General features: G+C 60.1%; 17 protein-coding genes. 12 read left to right on the forward strand and 5 right to left on the reverse strand.

Annotated elements, in window-relative coordinates:
* Window positions 1-4 precede the first annotated feature (4 nt).
* The 8 genes from KGB24_RS11695 (at window position 5) to KGB24_RS11730 (ending at window position 8636) form a co-directional block, all read left to right on the forward strand.
* Window positions 5-340 carry a YceK/YidQ family lipoprotein gene (locus KGB24_RS11695; protein WP_192226902.1) on the forward strand — a complete coding sequence of 112 codons (336 nt, stop codon included), beginning with the start codon at window positions 5-7 and terminating at the stop codon, window positions 338-340.
* A gap of 174 nt (window positions 341-514) precedes the next feature.
* Complete coding sequence (locus tag KGB24_RS11700; protein WP_008027860.1) at window positions 515-2272, forward strand: carbamoyltransferase; 1758 nt, start codon at window positions 515-517, stop codon at window positions 2270-2272.
* A complete protein-coding gene (locus tag KGB24_RS11705; protein ID WP_223415401.1) occupies window positions 2256-3386 on the forward strand; it encodes a glycosyltransferase in 1131 nt (376 codons plus the stop codon). Before KGB24_RS11700 ends, KGB24_RS11705 begins: the two co-directional genes overlap by 17 nt.
* Entirely contained in the window at window positions 3386-4282 is an 897-nt protein-coding gene (locus KGB24_RS11710) for an antimicrobial resistance protein Mig-14 (RefSeq protein ID WP_223415402.1), read from the forward strand. Before KGB24_RS11705 ends, KGB24_RS11710 begins: the two co-directional genes overlap by 1 nt.
* Before the next feature lie 8 nt (window positions 4283-4290).
* Entirely contained in the window at window positions 4291-5721 is a 1431-nt protein-coding gene (locus KGB24_RS11715; protein ID WP_008027863.1) for a PIG-L deacetylase family protein, read from the forward strand.
* Entirely contained in the window at window positions 5718-6674 is a 957-nt protein-coding gene (locus tag KGB24_RS11720; protein WP_008027864.1) for a glycosyltransferase, read from the forward strand. The genes KGB24_RS11715 and KGB24_RS11720 overlap by 4 nt, the downstream gene beginning before the upstream one ends.
* Window positions 6675-6712: 38 nt before the next feature.
* On the forward strand, window positions 6713-7480 hold the full coding sequence (locus tag KGB24_RS11725; protein WP_008027867.1) for a glycosyltransferase family 2 protein: 768 nt from the start codon (window positions 6713-6715) through the stop codon (window positions 7478-7480).
* A 4-nt stretch (window positions 7481-7484) separates the two neighbouring features.
* Window positions 7485-8636 carry an O-antigen ligase family protein gene (locus tag KGB24_RS11730; protein ID WP_008027869.1) on the forward strand — a complete coding sequence of 384 codons (1152 nt, stop codon included), beginning with the start codon at window positions 7485-7487 and terminating at the stop codon, window positions 8634-8636.
* Between the two features lie 42 nt (window positions 8637-8678).
* Here KGB24_RS11730 and KGB24_RS11735 read toward each other — a convergent pair whose 3' ends face one another.
* On the reverse strand, window positions 8679-9320 hold the full coding sequence (locus tag KGB24_RS11735) for a hypothetical protein (protein ID WP_008027872.1): 642 nt from the start codon (window positions 9318-9320) through the stop codon (window positions 8679-8681).
* Between the two features lie 115 nt (window positions 9321-9435).
* Here KGB24_RS11735 and msbA point away from each other — a divergent pair, with 115 nt between their 5' ends.
* The 4 genes from msbA to hldE all read left to right on the forward strand — a co-directional run bounded on the left by msbA (window position 9436) and on the right by hldE (window position 14250).
* On the forward strand, window positions 9436-11235 hold the full coding sequence (msbA, locus tag KGB24_RS11740; protein WP_008027874.1) for a lipid A export permease/ATP-binding protein MsbA: 1800 nt from the start codon (window positions 9436-9438) through the stop codon (window positions 11233-11235).
* Window positions 11236-11420: 185 nt separating this feature from the next.
* Entirely contained in the window at window positions 11421-12125 is a 705-nt protein-coding gene (locus KGB24_RS11745; protein ID WP_223415403.1) for a sulfotransferase family 2 domain-containing protein, read from the forward strand.
* The gene (gene cysC / locus KGB24_RS11750; protein WP_192226909.1) at window positions 12118-12723 is read left to right on the forward strand and encodes an adenylyl-sulfate kinase; all 606 of its coding nucleotides are present in this window, start codon (window positions 12118-12120) and stop codon (window positions 12721-12723) included. Before KGB24_RS11745 ends, cysC begins: the two co-directional genes overlap by 8 nt.
* Before the next feature lie 102 nt (window positions 12724-12825).
* Complete coding sequence (gene hldE, locus KGB24_RS11755; RefSeq protein ID WP_008027879.1) at window positions 12826-14250, forward strand: bifunctional D-glycero-beta-D-manno-heptose-7-phosphate kinase/D-glycero-beta-D-manno-heptose 1-phosphate adenylyltransferase HldE; 1425 nt, start codon at window positions 12826-12828, stop codon at window positions 14248-14250.
* Window positions 14251-14386: 136 nt separating this feature from the next.
* Here the strand turns inward: hldE and KGB24_RS11760 are convergent, their stop codons facing one another.
* The 4 genes from KGB24_RS11760 to KGB24_RS11775 all read right to left on the reverse strand — a co-directional run bounded on the left by KGB24_RS11760 (window position 14387) and on the right by KGB24_RS11775 (window position 17908).
* Window positions 14387-15355, reverse strand: coding sequence for a hypothetical protein (locus KGB24_RS11760; protein WP_008040396.1), 969 nt, complete (start codon window positions 15353-15355; stop codon window positions 14387-14389).
* 33 nt (window positions 15356-15388) lie between these two features.
* Window positions 15389-16201, reverse strand: a complete 813-nt coding sequence (locus KGB24_RS11765) for an aldo/keto reductase (RefSeq protein WP_008027882.1) — start codon at window positions 16199-16201, stop codon at window positions 15389-15391.
* Window positions 16198-17373 carry an NAD(P)/FAD-dependent oxidoreductase gene (locus KGB24_RS11770; RefSeq protein WP_192418112.1) on the reverse strand — a complete coding sequence of 392 codons (1176 nt, stop codon included), beginning with the start codon at window positions 17371-17373 and terminating at the stop codon, window positions 16198-16200. The genes KGB24_RS11765 and KGB24_RS11770 overlap by 4 nt, the downstream gene beginning before the upstream one ends.
* Window positions 17374-17575: 202 nt before the next feature.
* Window positions 17576-17908 (reverse strand): DMT family transporter, encoded by a 333-nt coding sequence (locus KGB24_RS11775; RefSeq protein ID WP_008027887.1) that lies wholly within the window; start codon window positions 17906-17908, stop codon window positions 17576-17578.
* Between the last annotated feature and the right edge of the window lie 19 nt (window positions 17909-17927).

Raw genomic sequence — 17927 nt, forward strand, 5'->3', positions numbered from 1 at the left:
AATCTTGACGATCAAAACGGCTGTTCTGCTCGGCACATTCTCACTGGCGCTATCTGGCTGCGGCACCGCCGTCACCGTCCTGCAAAATGACGAAGATGCGGCGCGTGACCTGCGCAAACAAAAAACCTACTGCCAGTCCATCCCGCGTATCTACAGCGGGATGGCCTACGATTTTTGTGTGCTGAATGCACCGCCGGACCCAACGGGTTTTCTTGTACCACTGGTTTTGCTGGACCTGGCGTTGTCCGGTGCGCTGGACACTGTTGCCTTGCCGTACACGATTTACCGGCAGGGGGCCGATGGCAATCTCAGGATTTACTGGCGGCCGGGTCGCGGATGATCCTGGCCGTGCGTCCTGGCCTTGGGTCATGTTTACGCCGCTGATAACCGTAGGGTCATTCCCGGCATGTTTACGCTATAATCCCGCCCTTTAGCTGTCTCTCGCCCCTTGCGAGGGCACATTAATTTTTGAGGCGCGTTGCGCCTGCATGCAGACTAAAGAGGCTAGACCCCTGTGGCATTGACGATTCTTGGCCTGTCCGGCGCCCTTAGCCATGATCCTTCCGCAGCCTTGTACATCGACGGCAAGCTGGTCGCGGCGGCTGAAGAAGAGCGCTTTGTGCGCGATAAACATGCAAAGAACCGCATGCCTTACGAATCGGCGAAGTTCTGCCTCGAGCAGGCGGGCATCAAGCCGTCCGACGTTGACGTGGTTGCGATTCCGTTCGCACCTATCAGCCTGTTCGGCAAGGCGCGCTGGCACTACGCCAAGCGTTACTGGTACGCCCCGGACCGCGCCCTCGACGCGATCCTGATGGGCAACCGTCGCTACAAGCGCTATCGCAACAAGATCGTCTGGTGCCTGGAGCAACTGGGCTTCGATCCGAAGAAAATCAAGATCGAGCCCGTCGAGCATCACCTGGCTCACGCTTCCAGCGCTTACCACTGCTCCGGTTTCAAAGAGAAAACCGCGATCCTCGGCATCGACGGCAAGGGTGAGTACGCCACGACCTTCTTCGGTTACGGCGAAAACGGCAAGATCCACAAGATCAAGGAATTCTTCGATCCGGACTCCCTGGGCGGCCTGTACGGTGCGATCACCGAGTTCCTCGGTTTCGAAATGCTCGACGGCGAGTTCAAGGTCATGGGCATGGCGCCGTACGGCGACGCCAGCAAGTACGACTTCTCGCGTCTGGCCTCGTTTGAGAACGGCGAGCTGGTGATCAACACCGACTACGCCAACGTCATCGGCCTGCGCCGTTATAAAGAGAAGGGCAAGGGTTTCTACTTCTCGCCGAAGCTGATCGAGTGGCTGGGTCCCAAGCGCGAAGGCGACATCGCCGACGAGCCGTACATCCACTACGCCGCGAGCATGCAAGCGCTGTTCGAGAAACTGGCGTTGCAGATGATCGACCATTACCTGGGCGACGTACTCAAGGAAACCGGCAAGCTGGCCTTCGCCGGCGGCTGTGCGTTGAACGTCAAGCTCAACCAGAAAATCATCGCCCGTGACGACGTCAAAGAGCTGTTCGTCCAGCCTGCGTCCGGCGATGCCGGCACTGCGGTCGGCGCGGCGGCTTACGTGTCTCACGCCCGTGGTGTGCCGGTCGAGAAGATGGAACACGTCTACCTCGGCCCGTCGTACAGCAACGAAGACGTGCTGGCAGCATGCGCCCGTCACCCGAGCAAGCCGGTATGGCGCAAGCTCGAGAACATGCCGGAAAACATTGCCAAGATCATGGTCGACGGCAACCCGGTCGCGTGGTTCCAGGGTCGCATGGAGTTCGGTCCGCGTGCCTTGGGTGGTCGTTCGATCATCGGTTGCCCGAGCGCGACCGGCGTGGCTGACCGCATCAACCACCAGATCAAGTTCCGCGAGCGCTGGAGGCCTTTCTGCCCGTCGATGCTCGACACCGTCGCACCGCAGATGATCAAGATCGATCACCCGGCGCCGTTCATGACCTTCACCTTCGAAGTGGCTGAAGAGTGGAAAACCCGCGTGCCGGAAGTCGTCCACGAAGACGGCACATCCCGGGCCCAGGTGCTCAAGCGCGAATACAACCCGCGCTACTACGACATGATGAAGGCGCTGGAAGTGCTGACCGGCAACGGCGTGTCGCTGAACACTTCGCTCAACCGTCGTGGCGAGCCGATGATCTGCTCGCCTACGGATGCCCTGAACATGTTCTTCGGCTCCGACCTGCAGTATCTGATCATGGAAGACATCCTGGTGGTCAAAGAGGGCGCGGACGCATATGACACGCTCGGCTGAACGCCATGTGCTGCAGTTCTGTCACGGCTATGACGGGCCGTTTCTGGACTGCGCCCGGCAGTACGCCAGCCTGTTCGCGGGGACCGGTTATCGAGTGACCACGGTGTTTCTGACCGGGGTTGCAGACAGCGAGGTTGCCGCGGGCTGTGCTTCCGATGAAGTGTTGTTCATGGAGTACAGCTCCAAGGCCATTCGTGGCCTGAAGCTGGGGGCCATTGGCGATCTGCGCAAGATCGCCGCTTCGCGCAACTTCAGCTTCTGCATTGCTCATCGTTTCAAGCCGATCTACATCGCCTTGTTGGGCACTGCGTTGCCGGTCATCGGTGTGCATCACGCGTTTGATGACTACAAGCGCGGCACACGCAAACTCTTCGCCCATATTTTCCGCAAGCGCCTGAGCCTGCTCGGGGTTTCCGACGCGGTGCGCGATGACATGCGCAGTTGCTTGCCGAAATGGCCGGCCGGGCGGATTCAGACACTCTATAACCGCATCGATGTGCAAACCTTGCAAGACAGCCAGGTGTCCGTTCGTGAAGCCCGGGAAACCTTGGGGTTGTCGATGGATGCCTGGGTTGTCGGCAACGTCGGGCGGCTGCATCCGGACAAGGATCAGGCCACGTTGCTGGAAGGTTTTGCGACGGCTCTGCCGGGTTTGCCGGCTAACAGCCAACTGGTCGTTTTGGGTACCGGTCGGCTGGAGCAGGACCTTAAGGCCCAGGCCCGTGAGTTGGGCATTGGCGATCGCGTACTGTTCCTTGGGCAGGTGCCCGAGGCTCGGCGTTATTTCCGTGCCTTCGATGTGTTTGCCCTGAGTTCCGATCACGAGCCGTTCGGCATGGTGCTGCTGGAGGCCATGGCTGCCGGCGTGCCGTTGCTCGCAACGGCGTGTGGCGGCGCGAAGGAAGTGGTGGAAGGCGTTGGCATTCTGTTCCCGTTGGGCGATGCCGGGCACCTGGCTCAAGGGCTGCACCATCTGGCCGCAATGGATGAGCAACAACGTCGCCAGTGCGCCGAGCTGATGCTCGACCGCTTGCGTGAACGCTTCTCCGACCGTGCCGTACGCGATGCTTTCTGGCGTTTGCCACACGTTACCGAACTGGCACCGAGGGGCTGATGCTCAACCGACTACAAGGCTGGCGCGAGCGTGGCTGGGCGGTGGTCGATGCCTCGACTTACGCCGAGGCCTGGCACCGTTATGGCGGCAGCGTCGCGACGCATCCGATGGTCGTCGAGCGACTGGCTCATTTGGCCGGCATTCCCGTGCGCTATCTGGCCTGGGCGCAAAACGGTGACGTCCAGGCGGCCATCCCGACCTGGGGGCGCGACCTTGCCTTGTCCAAGGACGTGCTCAAGCGCAACGGTAAAAAAGGCCTGTTCGACCTCGGCAATGCCGAGCTCATCCTGCCGGCCGCTGCTGATACGCAAGCGCCCCTGCGCCATCGCGCCCGTTATCTGTCAGCACTGAATGAAGGCCGGTTCGCCGGCATCAGGTTGCAGTCTGAACAATTGGCCATGGCCCGCACTCCGGAAGAGTTGTCGAAAAAGTTTCGCTACAACCAGCGCCGCGAATTGCGCTTGCTGGAGGAGGCGGGCGGTGTGGTGCGGCCAGTCAGCGAGTTTTCCAGCCGAGAACTGGCCGCGATTTATTGCGACCTGTTCCAGCGTCGCTGGGGCTTTGCGGCCACCGGCGCCGAGCGCATGGGCGAAGTGATCGAGTTGTTGCGTGATTTGTTGATCGGCTCGGTGATTTTCCTCAACGACGCGCCGATCGCGATTCAACTGGTTTACCGCGTCGAAGCGCCGCAATGGATCAGTGTCGAGTACATCAATGGTGGCGTGGATCCGCAAACCCGCGAGTTCAGCCCTGGCAGCGTGCTGAGCTTTCTCAATACGCAAAGTGCCTGGGAGCATGCACGGGCGCTGGACAAGCCCCTGCGCTTCTCCTTCGGTCGCGCCGATCGTGAATACAAGGATCGCTGGTGCAATCCTGTGCCAGTCTTCACCGTATGAGCCAATCCATGAGCCGTAAACAGCAATTGCTCAAGCGCCATCGGCGCCAGAAACGCATCGGCCTGCTGGTCGCGCTGGTGCTGTTGATTGCCATCGGCGTGCTGGTGGCCTGGTGGTTGCCGCTGATTCTGGCGGTCCTGGGCTGGATCGCTCACGAAGCATGGTTTGCCGACCATTTGTTTTATTCGCCCAAAGACGATTACGAGTACAGCTTCCCGCCCTATACCCAACAACCCAAGGTTCACCTGGACGGTGAGCATTTGCGGCTGGATGACGGCGTCATGCTGGTGGACGACGCGACCCTGGTGCTGGCGTTACGGATCAAAAGCACCTGGCTGGGGCGCTTTCTCGACCCGATAGTGGAATTGTCGGGTGGCGACAGTCCGGACCGGCAAGTCTTTGAGCGTGGTGTGAATGGTCTGCGTTACCTCAACCTCAGTGGTCAGGCGCAGGTTCTGTCCAAAGGCGAGCTGCGTCTGCGCGGGCGTTTCTGCCGATTGCTCGGGGAACCGGTACTTTGGGCGTTCGAACATCCGGATTACAGCAATCGGCGGGTGATGGTGATCGCGCCCCATGCCGACGATGCCGAATTGGCCGCGTTCGGCTTGTACAGCAGTGCCAGCGAAAGCTGGATCGTGACCTTGACCGCCGGTGAAATCGAGGCCGAACACTATCAGCAGATGGGGCTCAAAGGCGTCGAAGCATCCCGGTTGAAAGGTTCGCTTCGCGCCTGGGACAGCATCAGCGTGCCATTGTGGGGCGGCGTACCCCAGGAACGCTGTGTCCAGCTGGGCTACTTCTGTCTGCAGTTGCCTGCCATGCAAAACGCGCCGGCCGAGGCCGTGCTGTCCCGCGAGGCGCAACTGGACGATACCCGCTATTTTCGCCGATTCAATCCGTTCGCCCTGGGCAGTGACGTGGATGGCGTGCCGTCCTGGAACAACCTGCTGGCCGACCTGAAAGAACTGATCGAGCGCATTCAGCCTCAGGTCATTGTCTTGCCGCATCCGCGCTTTGACCCGCACCCGGATCATCAGTGCTCGCAGCAGGCGGTGATGCAGGCGCTGGGCGGTACAGCCTGGCAGCCCGAAACCTTGTTGCATTACGCTAATCACCTGCACGATAACGATCGCTGGCCAATGGGTGATGCTGGCGCGGGTGTGGCGATGCCTCCGCAGATCAGTGCCGAAGAGCCGTTGCGCCCTTGGTCGCTTTGCCTGTCGACCGAAAAACAGTGGCATAAGGCCATGTCGTTGGGCATGATGCACGACCTTCAGCCGCGACTTCCCCTCAAGCGTTTACTTCGCCGGGCGATACAGCGTTGTCTGGCGGGCAGACACTGGCCGGCTTTTGGCGAAAACGAGTTCTTCCGTAAAGCGGTGCGACGCCATGAGTTGTTCTGGGTCCATGAGCTGTCGGGAAAGAGAGAGACCAATTGAAAGTTCTGTTTCTGGTGCAGAAAGAGCAGCGAGCGATCCTCGATCGACTGTATGACGGTATCGCCGAGCAGTGCGAGTGTGACAAACGCGAATTGACCAGTGAGGAACAGGACGACTTGCGTGGCTACTTTCGCAAGCACGTAGATGTCTCCCGCTATGACCGGATCGTGTTCTTCCTGCGCTTCAAAAAAGAAATCAGACAGGTGAGGTTCATACAGACCCTGCCCAATCTGGTTATTCTGGAACACGATGCTTACCAGAATTACATTCCGTGCAAGTACACCGGAAAGTTCAGCGCCCATTACCGCAAGTTGCCCTGGGCACGGGTGATCAGCTCGGGTTACATGGTCAGCCAGCGCCTGTGCGATGAAGGCTTCGACGCGCATTTCGTGCCCAAGGGCTACGATCAGGCGCTGTTGCAGAACCGTCAGCGTGAACGTGATATCGAGCTGGGTTTCGTCGGCAGCCTGAACAGTGTTGCCTATGCCGGGCGCAGGGCGATGCTAGAGTCCGTGGCCGAAGTCGAAAACCTGCTGATCACGCGCACCAAGTCGGGTGAGGAATACTGCGAGACGTTGAGCCGGATCCGTTATTTCGTGAGTGCCGATGTCGGCATGGGCGAATACATGATCAAGAATTTCGAGGCTATGGCCTGTGGTTGTGTGTTGTTTGCTTACGATCAGGGCGAAGAAGAGAATCGCGCACTGGGCTTTGTCGATATGCACAACATTGTGCTTTATCGAACGCGCGATGAATTGAGGGAAAAACTCGCGGTGTTGCGTGAGTCCCCGCAGCTGACCGAGTCCATTTCATTGGCCGGGCAGGCTCTGGTAGAGCAGCGTTACACCTTCCGCGCCGTTGGGCATGCGATTGTCGACGCCTTGCGCGCGCCGCTACGCGAGCACGTTCCGCTGGGCTGGAAAGAAAAAATACGCTTAACGCTCGGGCTGTGAAGCCGGCGGTAAAACCACTAATGGAGCGGTGTAAATAAATGCTGTTCAGCGAGACTAGCGACATTTCGGTCGTCATCACCAGTTGCGGTCGCTTCGATCTGTTGAAGCGAACCCTGGAGACGTTTGACCGGTTCAATACGGCTCCCATCCGCAGGGTATTCATTACCGAGGACTCCGGCGACAGCGCCGTCGAGGCCTGCATTCCGGAGCACTGGCGGGCGCATACCCGGTTCTTCATCAACAATCCGCGACTGGGGCAGCTACGATCCATCGATGCGGCCTATGCCGAGGTGCAGACCTCGTGGATTTTCCACTGCGAAGACGACTGGGACTTCTACCGCGAAGGCTTTATCGAAGAGTCCCAATGCTTGCTGGAAGAAGATCCGCAAGCCTTGCAGGTGTGGCTGCGCAGCTTCAATCATGACCTCAAGGTTCACAGCCCTTATGTGTTTTTGAACGAGCGCAAAGTCAGCCACGGCATTCCTTTCTACGTATTGGGCTCGCACAAGGCGGACTGGCAGGGTTTTTCCCTGAATCCAGGGCTGCGCCGTCGCGCGGATTACCTCATTCATGCGCCGTATGCTGCGTACTCCGGGGAGAAAGACCTGTCGCGTCTGTATGCCGGGGAAAACCGCTATGCGTTGATTCTGGAAAACGATGCGGTCTTGCATACCGGTTTCGGCGAGCATGTGGTGGTTCCGCAGGAACGCAAAAACAAGTTACGGCGCAAGCGTCTCGATCGGATCAAGTTGATCGTGGCTCTTATTCTCGGAGTGGCAATAGGTTGGGCAGTCAATGGGATTTAGTGGCATGAAGCCAGAAAGAATTACCCTCACGTCGTATTTTGGATTGGCGCTCTGCCTGTTTCTCTTGAGCTTTGTGGTGGGTTGGTCATCGAAGTGGACCAATAATCTGTTTTACGGCCTGATGGTCTTGCCGGGTCTGGTGTTCCTGATCAAGGAGAAAGGCGCGGGCCTGCTCAAGCAATCGCTGGCGTGGGGATGGCTGGCTTTGCTTCTGTGGTTTTTGGTGCCTGCGATGAATGCCGGTGAGCCACAGTTCTTCAAACACATCGTTTATGTGCTGATGTTTGTCATGGTGGCCGGTGCGTTCACCGATCCGCAGTTTTTCCGCAGTCTTGCGTTTGTTCGCGCGCAGTTCTGGATCTTGACGCTGTACATTTTCATTTGCGCGTTCCATAGCTGGGCGACTGGTGAGTTCGCGTTCGGCAGTCGTGTTGCGCTGCTGCCGGCACGTTTGCAGAACGTCATTTATGCCAGCATCTGGCTGTTCTGTTCGTTGGCGCTGGCATTGCCGGTCTGGCTCAGAGAGCGAAAGCTGATTGAAGCTGCCGTTGCCATCGTCTTGTCGGTGTTCGCAGTGGTGTTCGTCCTGCAGACGCGTACTGCGTTGGTGGGTGCCGTGTTTCTGTTGGGCTGCTGGGTGCTTTATGGCGTTTACCAGAAGCCGCGACTGGTTGGCAGCGCCCTGGCGATCTGCCTGGTAATCCTGGGCCTGCTGTTCCTGGCGGTACACAACGAACCCTGGTACCTGAGCCTCTGGACGCGGGGTGATTCGTACCGTATCGAGATTTTCCACATCATGGTCGGCGAGTGGGAACGTTGTGGCTGGACGTTGGGCTGTGGCGTCGGTTTCCATACCGATCAGTTGCTCAATGGCACGATGCCGATCCAGCATCCGCATAACATTTTCGTGGCCATGGGGCTTTATGGTGGCGCGGTGGCGCTGGTGCTGTTTGTCGCGCTGATGGTGGCTTCGCTTTGGCAGGCCTGGCGACTGCGTGATGCCTGGGGCATGTACCTGGCGTGTGCGCTGGTGATGCTGAACTTCGATGGCAGCCTGCTGATCGGCAACCCTGACGAGTTATGGCCACTAGTGTTGCTGCCTTCGGCGATGATTCTCTCGCGTGCATTGAAAGCGCAGCGCCAGGCTCTGGCGTAATGCCTGACCTTCGCCTCCTCCCCGGAGGCGAAGGCGTCCAGATCATTTTTGCAGGGCGATGCTCAGTTCTTCCGCAGAGCAAACGCTTTGGGTCTGGCCATAATTCTGCATGAACACCTCACCGCGATCGTCGAGCAACCACTGGCGATCCTGCGGGTAACGCACCATATGCTTGAAGTTGCGCAGCCGCAGGGTCTTGCGCAGCGGACGGCGATAGACCCGCATATCGGCAATGTCGATCAAACCCAATTGATGCTCGGGCGTCAGCACGATGTTGCCCAGGTGCGCCGAGCGGAAATAGATCCCGCGCTCATGCAGGGTCGCCATGAACGCCCCCAACTGGCCGCGCAGCGGATCAGCGTCGCCTTCGTCGTCCAGCAACTGACGCAGGGTCTGACCCGGTAACGGATCGTAGTGCACGGCATCGCGCGCGATACTCGCGATGCGATAGACCTGACGAATCGACGGGCAGGGAATGTGCCGTTCACGCAATGCATCGCAATTGTCGGCAAAACGTTTGGCGTACGGATACCAAGCGGCCGACGACAACAGACGCTTGCGGCGGAACAGCTTGAGGATCGAGCCGTCCGTCAACCGCAGCACCTTGTCTCCCGAACCATCCGCTTCAAGGACTTGTGCACCCTCGCGCAGGGCGAGGTATCGGGTGTGGTCAAGCGCTTGCATCAATACTCCGGGGTCGACGCCGTGAGGCATGGATAGCCGGCCATATTACCGCAGCTCAGCGACTAAAATGGCCTGTGTTACACTCGCGGGCTCTTTTCTCATACAACGGGTTCTCATGACTAGCCCTGATTCGCCTGCGCCGTCGAGCTTGAAGATTTACCTGCGCCTGCTGTCGTATGTGCGCCCGTACTGGGGCCTGTTTGCCATCAGTATCATTGGCTTCGTGATTTTTGCCTCGACACAGCCGATGCTGGCCGGGATTCTCAAATACTTCGTCGACGGCTTGAGCAACCCGGAAGCGGTGCTCTTCCCGAATGTTCCCTACCTGCAAGACTTGCAGTTGCTGATGGCCGTGCCGCTGCTGATCATCCTGATCGCGGCATGGCAAGGCCTGGGGTCGTTCCTGGGCAACTATTACCTGGCCAAGGTCTCCCTCGGGCTGGTTCACGATCTGCGCGTCGAGCTGTTCAACAAATTGCTGGTGTTGCCCAACCGTTATTTCGACACCCATAACTCCGGGCACCTGATTTCGCGCATCACCTTCAACGTGACCATGGTCACCGGTGCTGCCACGGATGCCATCAAAGTGGTCATTCGCGAAGGCCTGACCGTGGTGTTCCTGTTTGGCTACCTGTTGTGGATGAACTGGCAATTGACTCTGGTGATGGTGGCGATCCTGCCTGTCATCGCGATCATGGTCAGCAGCGCCAGCAAGAAATTCCGCAAGCAAAGCAAGAAAATCCAGGTGGCGATGGGCGACGTGACACACGTGGCCTCCGAAACCATTCAGGGCTATCGCGTGGTGCGCAGCTTCGGCGGCGAAAGCTATGAAGAGCGGCGCTTTGCCGAAGCCAGTCAGGGCAACACCGACAAGCAATTGCGCATGACCAAGACCGGCGCGGTCTACACGCCGATGCTGCAGTTGGTGATCTACACCGCCATGGCGGTACTGATGTTCCTCGTGTTGTTCCTGCGCGGCGACGCCACCGCAGGTGACCTGGTGGCCTACATCACCGCAGCCGGCTTGCTGCCGAAACCGATTCGCCAGCTGTCGGAAGTCAGTTCGACCATCCAGAAAGGCGTCGCCGGTGCCGAAAGCATTTTCGAGCAACTGGACGTCGAGCCTGAGATCGACAACGGCACCGTCGAGCGCGATCGCGTCAGCGGTCACCTTGAAGTGCGTAACCTGAGCTTCACTTACCCGGGTACCGACCGTGAAGTGCTGAAGAACATCAGCTTCAGCGCGGCGCCGGGGCAAATGATTGCGCTGGTGGGGCGTTCCGGCAGCGGCAAGTCGACCCTGGCCAGTCTGATTCCGCGTTTCTATCACCATGAAACCGGCGAGATCCTGCTCGATGACGTAGAAATCGAAGATTACCGTCTGCGTAATCTGCGTCGGCATGTGGCGCAAGTGACGCAGCATGTGACCCTGTTCAACGACTCCATTGCCAACAACATTGCCTACGGCGACCTTGCCGGTGCGCCGCGTGAAGACATCGAAAAGGCCGCCACGGACGCTTATGCGATGGACTTCATCTCGCAAATGCCGCAAGGCCTGGACACTCAGGTCGGCGAAAACGGCGTGTTGCTGTCCGGTGGTCAGCGTCAGCGTCTGGCGATTGCCCGGGCTTTGTTGAAGAACGCACCGTTGCTGATTCTCGACGAGGCGACCTCGGCGCTCGATACCGAATCCGAGCGGCACATTCAGGCGGCGCTGGATCAGGTCATGAAAGGTCGCACTACGCTGGTGATCGCTCACCGCTTGTCGACCATCGAGAAGGCCGACATGATCCTGGTCATGGACCATGGGGAAATTGTCGAACGCGGCACCCATGCCCAGCTTCTGGCGCAAAACGGCTACTACTCGCGCCTGCATGCGATGGGGCTCGACGCACCGGCAGAAAACATCGCCTGATCCGACGCGAGGGTGAGCCTGGCTCACCCTCGCGCTCACCGACGTGCAATGCGTCCGGTGAATTGTATCCAGACCTTTACCTTTCTTGACCAAACCTGAATAAATCTCGGCAACGCGCTTGTTAAGGTTCCTGAACGAACTTTGACTTCAATCGAGGGGGCCATCCCCTTCGCGCGGGTGCTGTAATGTTGCAACGTTATCTCTGGAAGCTGTTGCCCAAGGCGCAACGGCAATTCTTGCTGGGTCGTCTGTCGGTCGTGGACCGTCAGGTGGTCAATCGGTCGATGTCGGCCAACCTGTCCTACCCCCAGCCTTTCACACAGCGTTCCTGTCTGTTCATTCACGTCCCCAAATGCGCCGGGAGCAGTGTCTGTGCGGCGCTGTTCGATGGCTGGAGCCCGGGGCACTTGCCCTTGTACTGGTACGAACAGCAATTTCCCGAGCAGTTTGCCGGCAGCTTCAAGTTTGCTTTTGTTCGCGATCCGCTGGAAAGGGCGTATTCGGCCTACGCTTTTCTGCGGGGCAACGAGCTGAGCCTGCGCGATCAACCTGCGCAAAAGCTGGTCAGCCACTACCGCGATTTCGACGATTTCGTCGCTCGCTGGCTGCACCCGGAAACGATCCACCGGCAGCTGCATTTTGCTGCGCAAACGGATTTTCTCACCGATTCCTTCGGGCATCTGGCGCTGGATTTCATTGGCTATCAGGAGCATCTGGAGCGTGACTTTCAGCGCGTGTGCGAGCAGGTAGGCGACGCGGTGCCGCTGCCGCACATCAACAGCTCGCAGCAGCGGCGCACGGCGCCTGCCCGTGACTTTTGCTCGGTACGCACCCGTCGGCTGGTACGGCGGGTGTACCAGCGCGATTACGAGATGCTCGGTTATGAATGAGGCGCTGTCGATGTCAGTCCCCGGGATCAGGCCCTATGCGTTGTCGCTGTCGATCAACGACCGTGCCGCGATCAAATCGCAGCGGCCGCGCTGCCTCTGGCTGACGGGGTTGTCCGGCGCGGGCAAGTCAACGCTGGCCAATGCCCTTGAGCTGCAACTCAACGAGCTCGGGCGGCACACCTTTGTGCTCGATGGTGACAATCTGCGCGCCGGTCTGTGCCGTGACCTGGGGATGGGGGCTGAGTGTCGTCGGGAAAATATCCGGCGCATGGCCGAAGTGGCGCGGCTGATGGTCGATGCCGGCCTGATCGTGATTGTTGCGGCGATTTCGCCGTTTCGGGCCGAGCGTGAAGCGGCGCGGCGCCTGTTCGCCGAGGGCGATTTTATCGAGGTGTATGTGAGCACCTCGTTCGCGGTGTGCGCACAGCGCGACCCCAAAGGCTTGTACCGGGCGGCCCGGCAAGGACGGATCAAGGATTTCACGGGGATCGACAGTCCCTACGAGGCACCGTTGTGCGCCGAGTGTGAAATCGACACGCAAACGCTGGAGATGGCAGACGCTTGCAGGCGGTTATCGGGTTTATTGCTCAATAAATGAGCAATAAACCCTGCAAAATCATCCCGTTGCAGCCGCCACACAAGCCCACGCCAACCCTGTGTTAATATCCCGCCCCTGTTCATTCTGTATGTGGGTTGCTCCATGAAGTTGTCCATGCCGCGATTCGATCAAGCCCCTGTCTTGGTGGTCGGCGATGTCATGCTCGACCGTTACTGGCATGGTGGTACCTCACGGATTTCCCCTGAGGCGCCGGTACCCGTCGTCAAAGTCGAGCAAATCGAGGACCGCCCGGGCGGTGCCGCGAACGTTGCCCTGAACATTGCCGCCCTCGGTGCGCCAGCCTCGCTGGTCGGCGTGACCGGCGACGATGAAGCCGCCGACAGCCTGGCCAACAGCCTCAAGGGCGCTGGCGTACGGGCGTTGTTCCAGCGCATCGCGCACCAGCCGACCATCGTCAAGCTGCGGGTCATGAGCCGTCACCAGCAACTGCTGCGTATCGACTTTGAAGAACCCTTCGCCACCGACGCGTTGGCGCTCGGCGAGCAAGTCGATGAACTGCTCGAAGGCATCAAGGTGCTGGTGCTGTCCGACTACGGCAAAGGCGCGTTGAGAAATCATCAAGTGCTGATCCAGGCCGCCCGTGCCCGTGGCATTCCGGTGCTGGCCGATCCCAAGGGCAAGGATTTCTCGATCTACCGGGGTGCGAGCCTGATCACTCCGAACCTCAGCGAGTTCGAGACCATCGTCGGCGGTTGCGCCGATGAGCATGAACTCGTGAGCAAGGGCGCGCAGCTGATGCACGACCTCGACCTCGGCGCGTTGCTGGTGACCCGTGGCGAACACGGCATGACCCTGTTGCGCCCGGATCATCCGGCGTTGCACCTGCCGGCTCGTGCACGTGAAGTGTTCGACGTGACCGGTGCCGGCGATACGGTGATTTCCACCCTGGCGGCGGCGATTGCCGCGGGCGAGGAATTGCCTCACGCCGTGGCCCTGGCCAACCTGGCGGCAGGCATCGTTGTCGGCAAGCTCGGTACGGCGGCCATCAGTGCCCCGGAACTGCGTCGCGCCATCCAGCGTGAAGAAGGTTCCGAGCGCGGTGTGCTGGGTCTTGAGCAGTTGTTGCTGGCGGTCGACGATGCGCGTGCGCATAAAGAGAAGATCGTCTTCACCAATGGCTGCTTCGACATCCTGCACGCCGGCCACGTGACGTACCTCGAACAGGCGCGCGCTCAAGGCGATCGTCTGATCGTTGCGGTCAACGACGATGCTTCGGTCAGCCGCCTGAAAGGGCCAGGTCGTCCGATCAACAGCGTCGACCGTCGCATGGCGGTACTGGCTGGTCTGGGTGCGGTGGATTGGGTGATCAGCTTCCCTGAAGGCACCCCGGAAAACCTGCTGCGCGAGGTCAAGCCGGACGTGCTGGTCAAGGGTGGGGACTACGGGATCGACCAGGTCGTCGGTGCGGACATCGTGACGGCGTATGGCGGAACGGTAAAAGTGCTGGGGCTGGTGGAAAACAGTTCCACGACCGCGATAGTCGAAAAAATCCGCAAGTCCGAGTGATACCAGGCTTTTGTAGGAGCTGGCTTGCCAGCGATGGACTCAAGGGCGCCGCGTTTACCCAGTAGATACGCGTCATCATTAACGACCATCGCTGGCAAGCCAGCTCCTACAGGGGCAGGTGTACACCTGCTGGGGTTTAAGAACTAACCTTCTTGCGCGGTACGATCTTTTTCAGCAATTGCTTCGCCTTCCCGCGCAACCGCGCCAAACCGGAATCTTTCCCCGGCGGGTTCAGGCCTTGCTGGCGCACCCAATCCTTCCAGCGAATCCGCTCATCGCGCACCAGCCAGCCTTGCTGCTGGGCAAAACTCTCTGCCAGATACAACCCGCGCGTGCTCGCCGGGTAAAGGTGATCCTTTTTCAGGGTATACAACTCGGCCATCGGCTGGCCGTCCTGCAACGGCATCAGGTACAAGTCGGGACGCTTGCGGTCGAGGCGGGCCACCAGTTGATCGCCCTCCAGTCGTTCGTCGACATGAAACAGGCTCAGGGATTTGGCTTCCTTGGGCACGTCCAGGCGCAAGTCATAGATCAGTTGCAGCGACGCGGTCGGCAGGTGCACATAGGCGCGCGGGCGTTCGATCAACTGCAGGTTGGCGCAGCGCACCGGCCGCGCCGAGCCGGATAGCGGCGTCAGCCGAAACGGCAACGCCTCGCGATAGTGCAGCGCGGCGGAGTAGGGCGCCGGCAGCCAGGTGTCGTTGAAACGCCCGCCGAGCCAGCCTTCCGGCGTTTCCAGCAGGCACTCTTCGGCAATCTCCTGGATGGCGGTGTGCAGCGGCAGGTTCAGTTCGTGGGCCGGCACGTAACCGGAGATCAGCTTGAGCACCACATCGCCACGGTCTTGCCGACGCTGACGTACCAACACCCAGTAATCGCGATTCTGCCAATGCAGGGTCAGGCGCACCGAAACCCCGAGATTGGCCAGCTCCACGGCGAACCGTTCGCTGTCAGCCACTGTCACCGGGCGGCGACGTTGCAACGTCTGGGAAAAATTCAGCGGCATCCCGACGCTTTGATAACTCAGGCCTTCGGGAGTTGCTTCGACGAATAACGGCAGGGTCTTGAAGTTGCTCGGGTTCTTTCTAATGAGCGTACGCGGCATGTCGGCTCCTGCTTAAGGCCGCGTGGGGCGGCATCAGTTGCTACGTAGGACCTGGGCAACGGTCGCGACGTTGTGGGCGAGGTGCAGCGGATTGATGGTCCCGACAATAGCACTGGCCACACCCGGATGTTCAAACAACAACTCGAAACTGGCGCGCACCGGATCCACGCCTGGACTCAGGCAGACGTGACCGCTGGCGAGGGCTTTTTTGACCAGGATGGCTTTGCCGTGATCAGCAGCATAGTCAATGACCGGCTTCTCGTTCCGTTCGTTCAGATTGTAGGTGACCATCGCGCAATCACCTTGTTCCAGAGCCTTCAAACCGCCTTCGACGGTTTTGCCGGAGAAACCATAGCCACGAATCTTGCCTTCGGCCTTGAGCGCGGCGAGGGTCGCGTAGACTTCGCTGTCGTTGAGGATCGCCAGGTCGTTGCCGTCGGAGTGCACCAGCACCAGATCGATAAAATCGGTTTCCAGGCGTTGCAGGCTGCGTTCCACCGAGAGCCGGGTATGCGCGGCGCTGAAATCGTGGCGGGACTGGCCGTCGGCAAATTCTTCGCCGACCTTGCTGACGATCACCCAGTCCTGGCGTTGACCGCGCAACAACGGGCCGAGTCGTTCTTCGCTGCGGCCATAGGCCGGGGCGGTGTCGATCAGGTTGATGCCCAGGTCGCGCGTGAGTTTGAGCAGCATGCGCGCTTCGTCATCGTCGGGGATCTGGAAACCGTTGGGGTATTTCACGCCTTGATCGCGGCCGAGTTTGACGGTGCCCAAACCCAGGGGCGAAACCATCAGGCCGGTGCTGCCCAGCGGGCGATGCAGGTCGTGCAGGGTTGGCTGGCTCATGGCAGCAGTTGCTCCCAGGCCGGGACGCCCATCGGCGGCTTCGGCAACTCGGGCAGCGGCGCGGGATGGCTTGGCTGGATGCCGTCACGTTGCAATGAGCTGATGACACGGTCGGCAAAGTCCGGCGCCAGCGCCAGTTTGGTCGGCCAGCCGACCAGCAAACGGCCTTCTTCGGCCAGGAAGGCGTTGTCCGGTCGCGTCAGGCCCGATTGCAGAGGCTCGGCGCGGTCCACGCGCAAGGTCGCCCATTGCGCGGTGCTCAAGTCGATCCATGGCAGCAACTGGCCGAGTTCTTTTTGCGCGGTGGCGATTTGCTCGGCCGGTTCGCGGGCAACTCCTTCGGCCTCGGCGATATCGCCACCCAGGTACCAGACCCATTGGCCATCGGCGGCCGGATGGGTAGTCACGGTGATGCGCGGCTTGGTGCCGCCCCCCAGGCAATGGGCGTACAGCGGTTTGAGGCCGGGCCCTTTGGCGATGATCATGTGCAGCGGTCGACGTTGCATGGCGGGCTTGGTCAGCCCCAGGGCTTCGAGTAGCGCTGCCGTCCCGGCACCGGCGCTCAAGATGATGCGTTGGGCGCGGATTTCACGCTCGTCGACCTTCAGGCCGACCAGAACGCCAGCTTCCAGCAACGGCTCGATCGTCTTCCCGGCGAGCAAGCCGTCACCGGCCAGGTCGGCGAGGCGCTGAATCAGGCTTGGCACGTCGATCACCAGTTCTGCCAGGCGATAGACCTTGCCCTTGAAGCGCTTGTCTTGCAGGGCCGGCGGCAATTGGTCGCCCTTGACCTGATCGACGCGACCGCGCACGGCTTTGCTGGCGAAGAAGCTGGTGAGGTTGCCGGCGATCGTGCCGGGGGACCAGAGGTAATGGGCTTCGGACAACAGGCGCACACCGGACAAATCCAGTTCACCGTCACCGGCCAGGGCTTCACGCCAGCGGCGCGGCATGTCGGCGATGGCTTCCGAGGCGCCGGTCAGGGCTCCATGCAGCGCGTACTTGGCGCCGCCGTGGATGATGCCTTGGGACTTCAGGCTCTGCCCGCCACCGAGGGTGGCGCTTTCCACCAACACGGTCGAAAAACCCTGGCGGCGCAGGCGCGCGTTCAGCCAGAGGCCGGCGACACCAGCGCCGACAATCAAAACGTCGGTGGAAATTACGGATGGCATGCAGCGACCTCAGTGTTCAAGACGAGGGCGCAGTATACAGACTCGAAGAATGGAGGTTTTGCTGGCAATCAATCCATAGCCAGACACAAATCCTGTGGGAGTGAGCCTGCTCGCGATGAGGGCGGTACATTCAGCAGTGATGTTGACTGACATACCGCAATCGCGAGCAGGCTCGCTCCTACAATGGATTGTGTTTCAGGTTTTAGTGCCCGGCGGTTTTGGAGAAGAGCTGGATAACCACAACGCCGAGCACGATGAGCGCCATCCCGAGCATCGCCGGCACATCGAGCTTCTGCCCGTAGATAAACAGCGCCGCGACGCTGACCATCACGATCCCCATGCCGGCCCACACCGCGTACGCCACACCCACCGGCACGCTGCGCACCACCAGCGTCAGCATCCAGAAGGCAATGCCATAACCGACGATCACCAGAATCAGCGGCAGCGGTGTGCTGAAGCCTTTGACCGCTTTCATCGAAACAGTGGCGATCACTTCGGCGCAGATGGCGATGGCCAGGTAGTAGTAAGCGGTCATGGGTGCATCCTCGTGTGAA

It is taken from the genome of Pseudomonas sp. BF-RE-25, assembly GCF_019956105.1.
Classification (GTDB): Bacteria; Pseudomonadota; Gammaproteobacteria; order Pseudomonadales; family Pseudomonadaceae; genus Aquipseudomonas; species Aquipseudomonas migulae.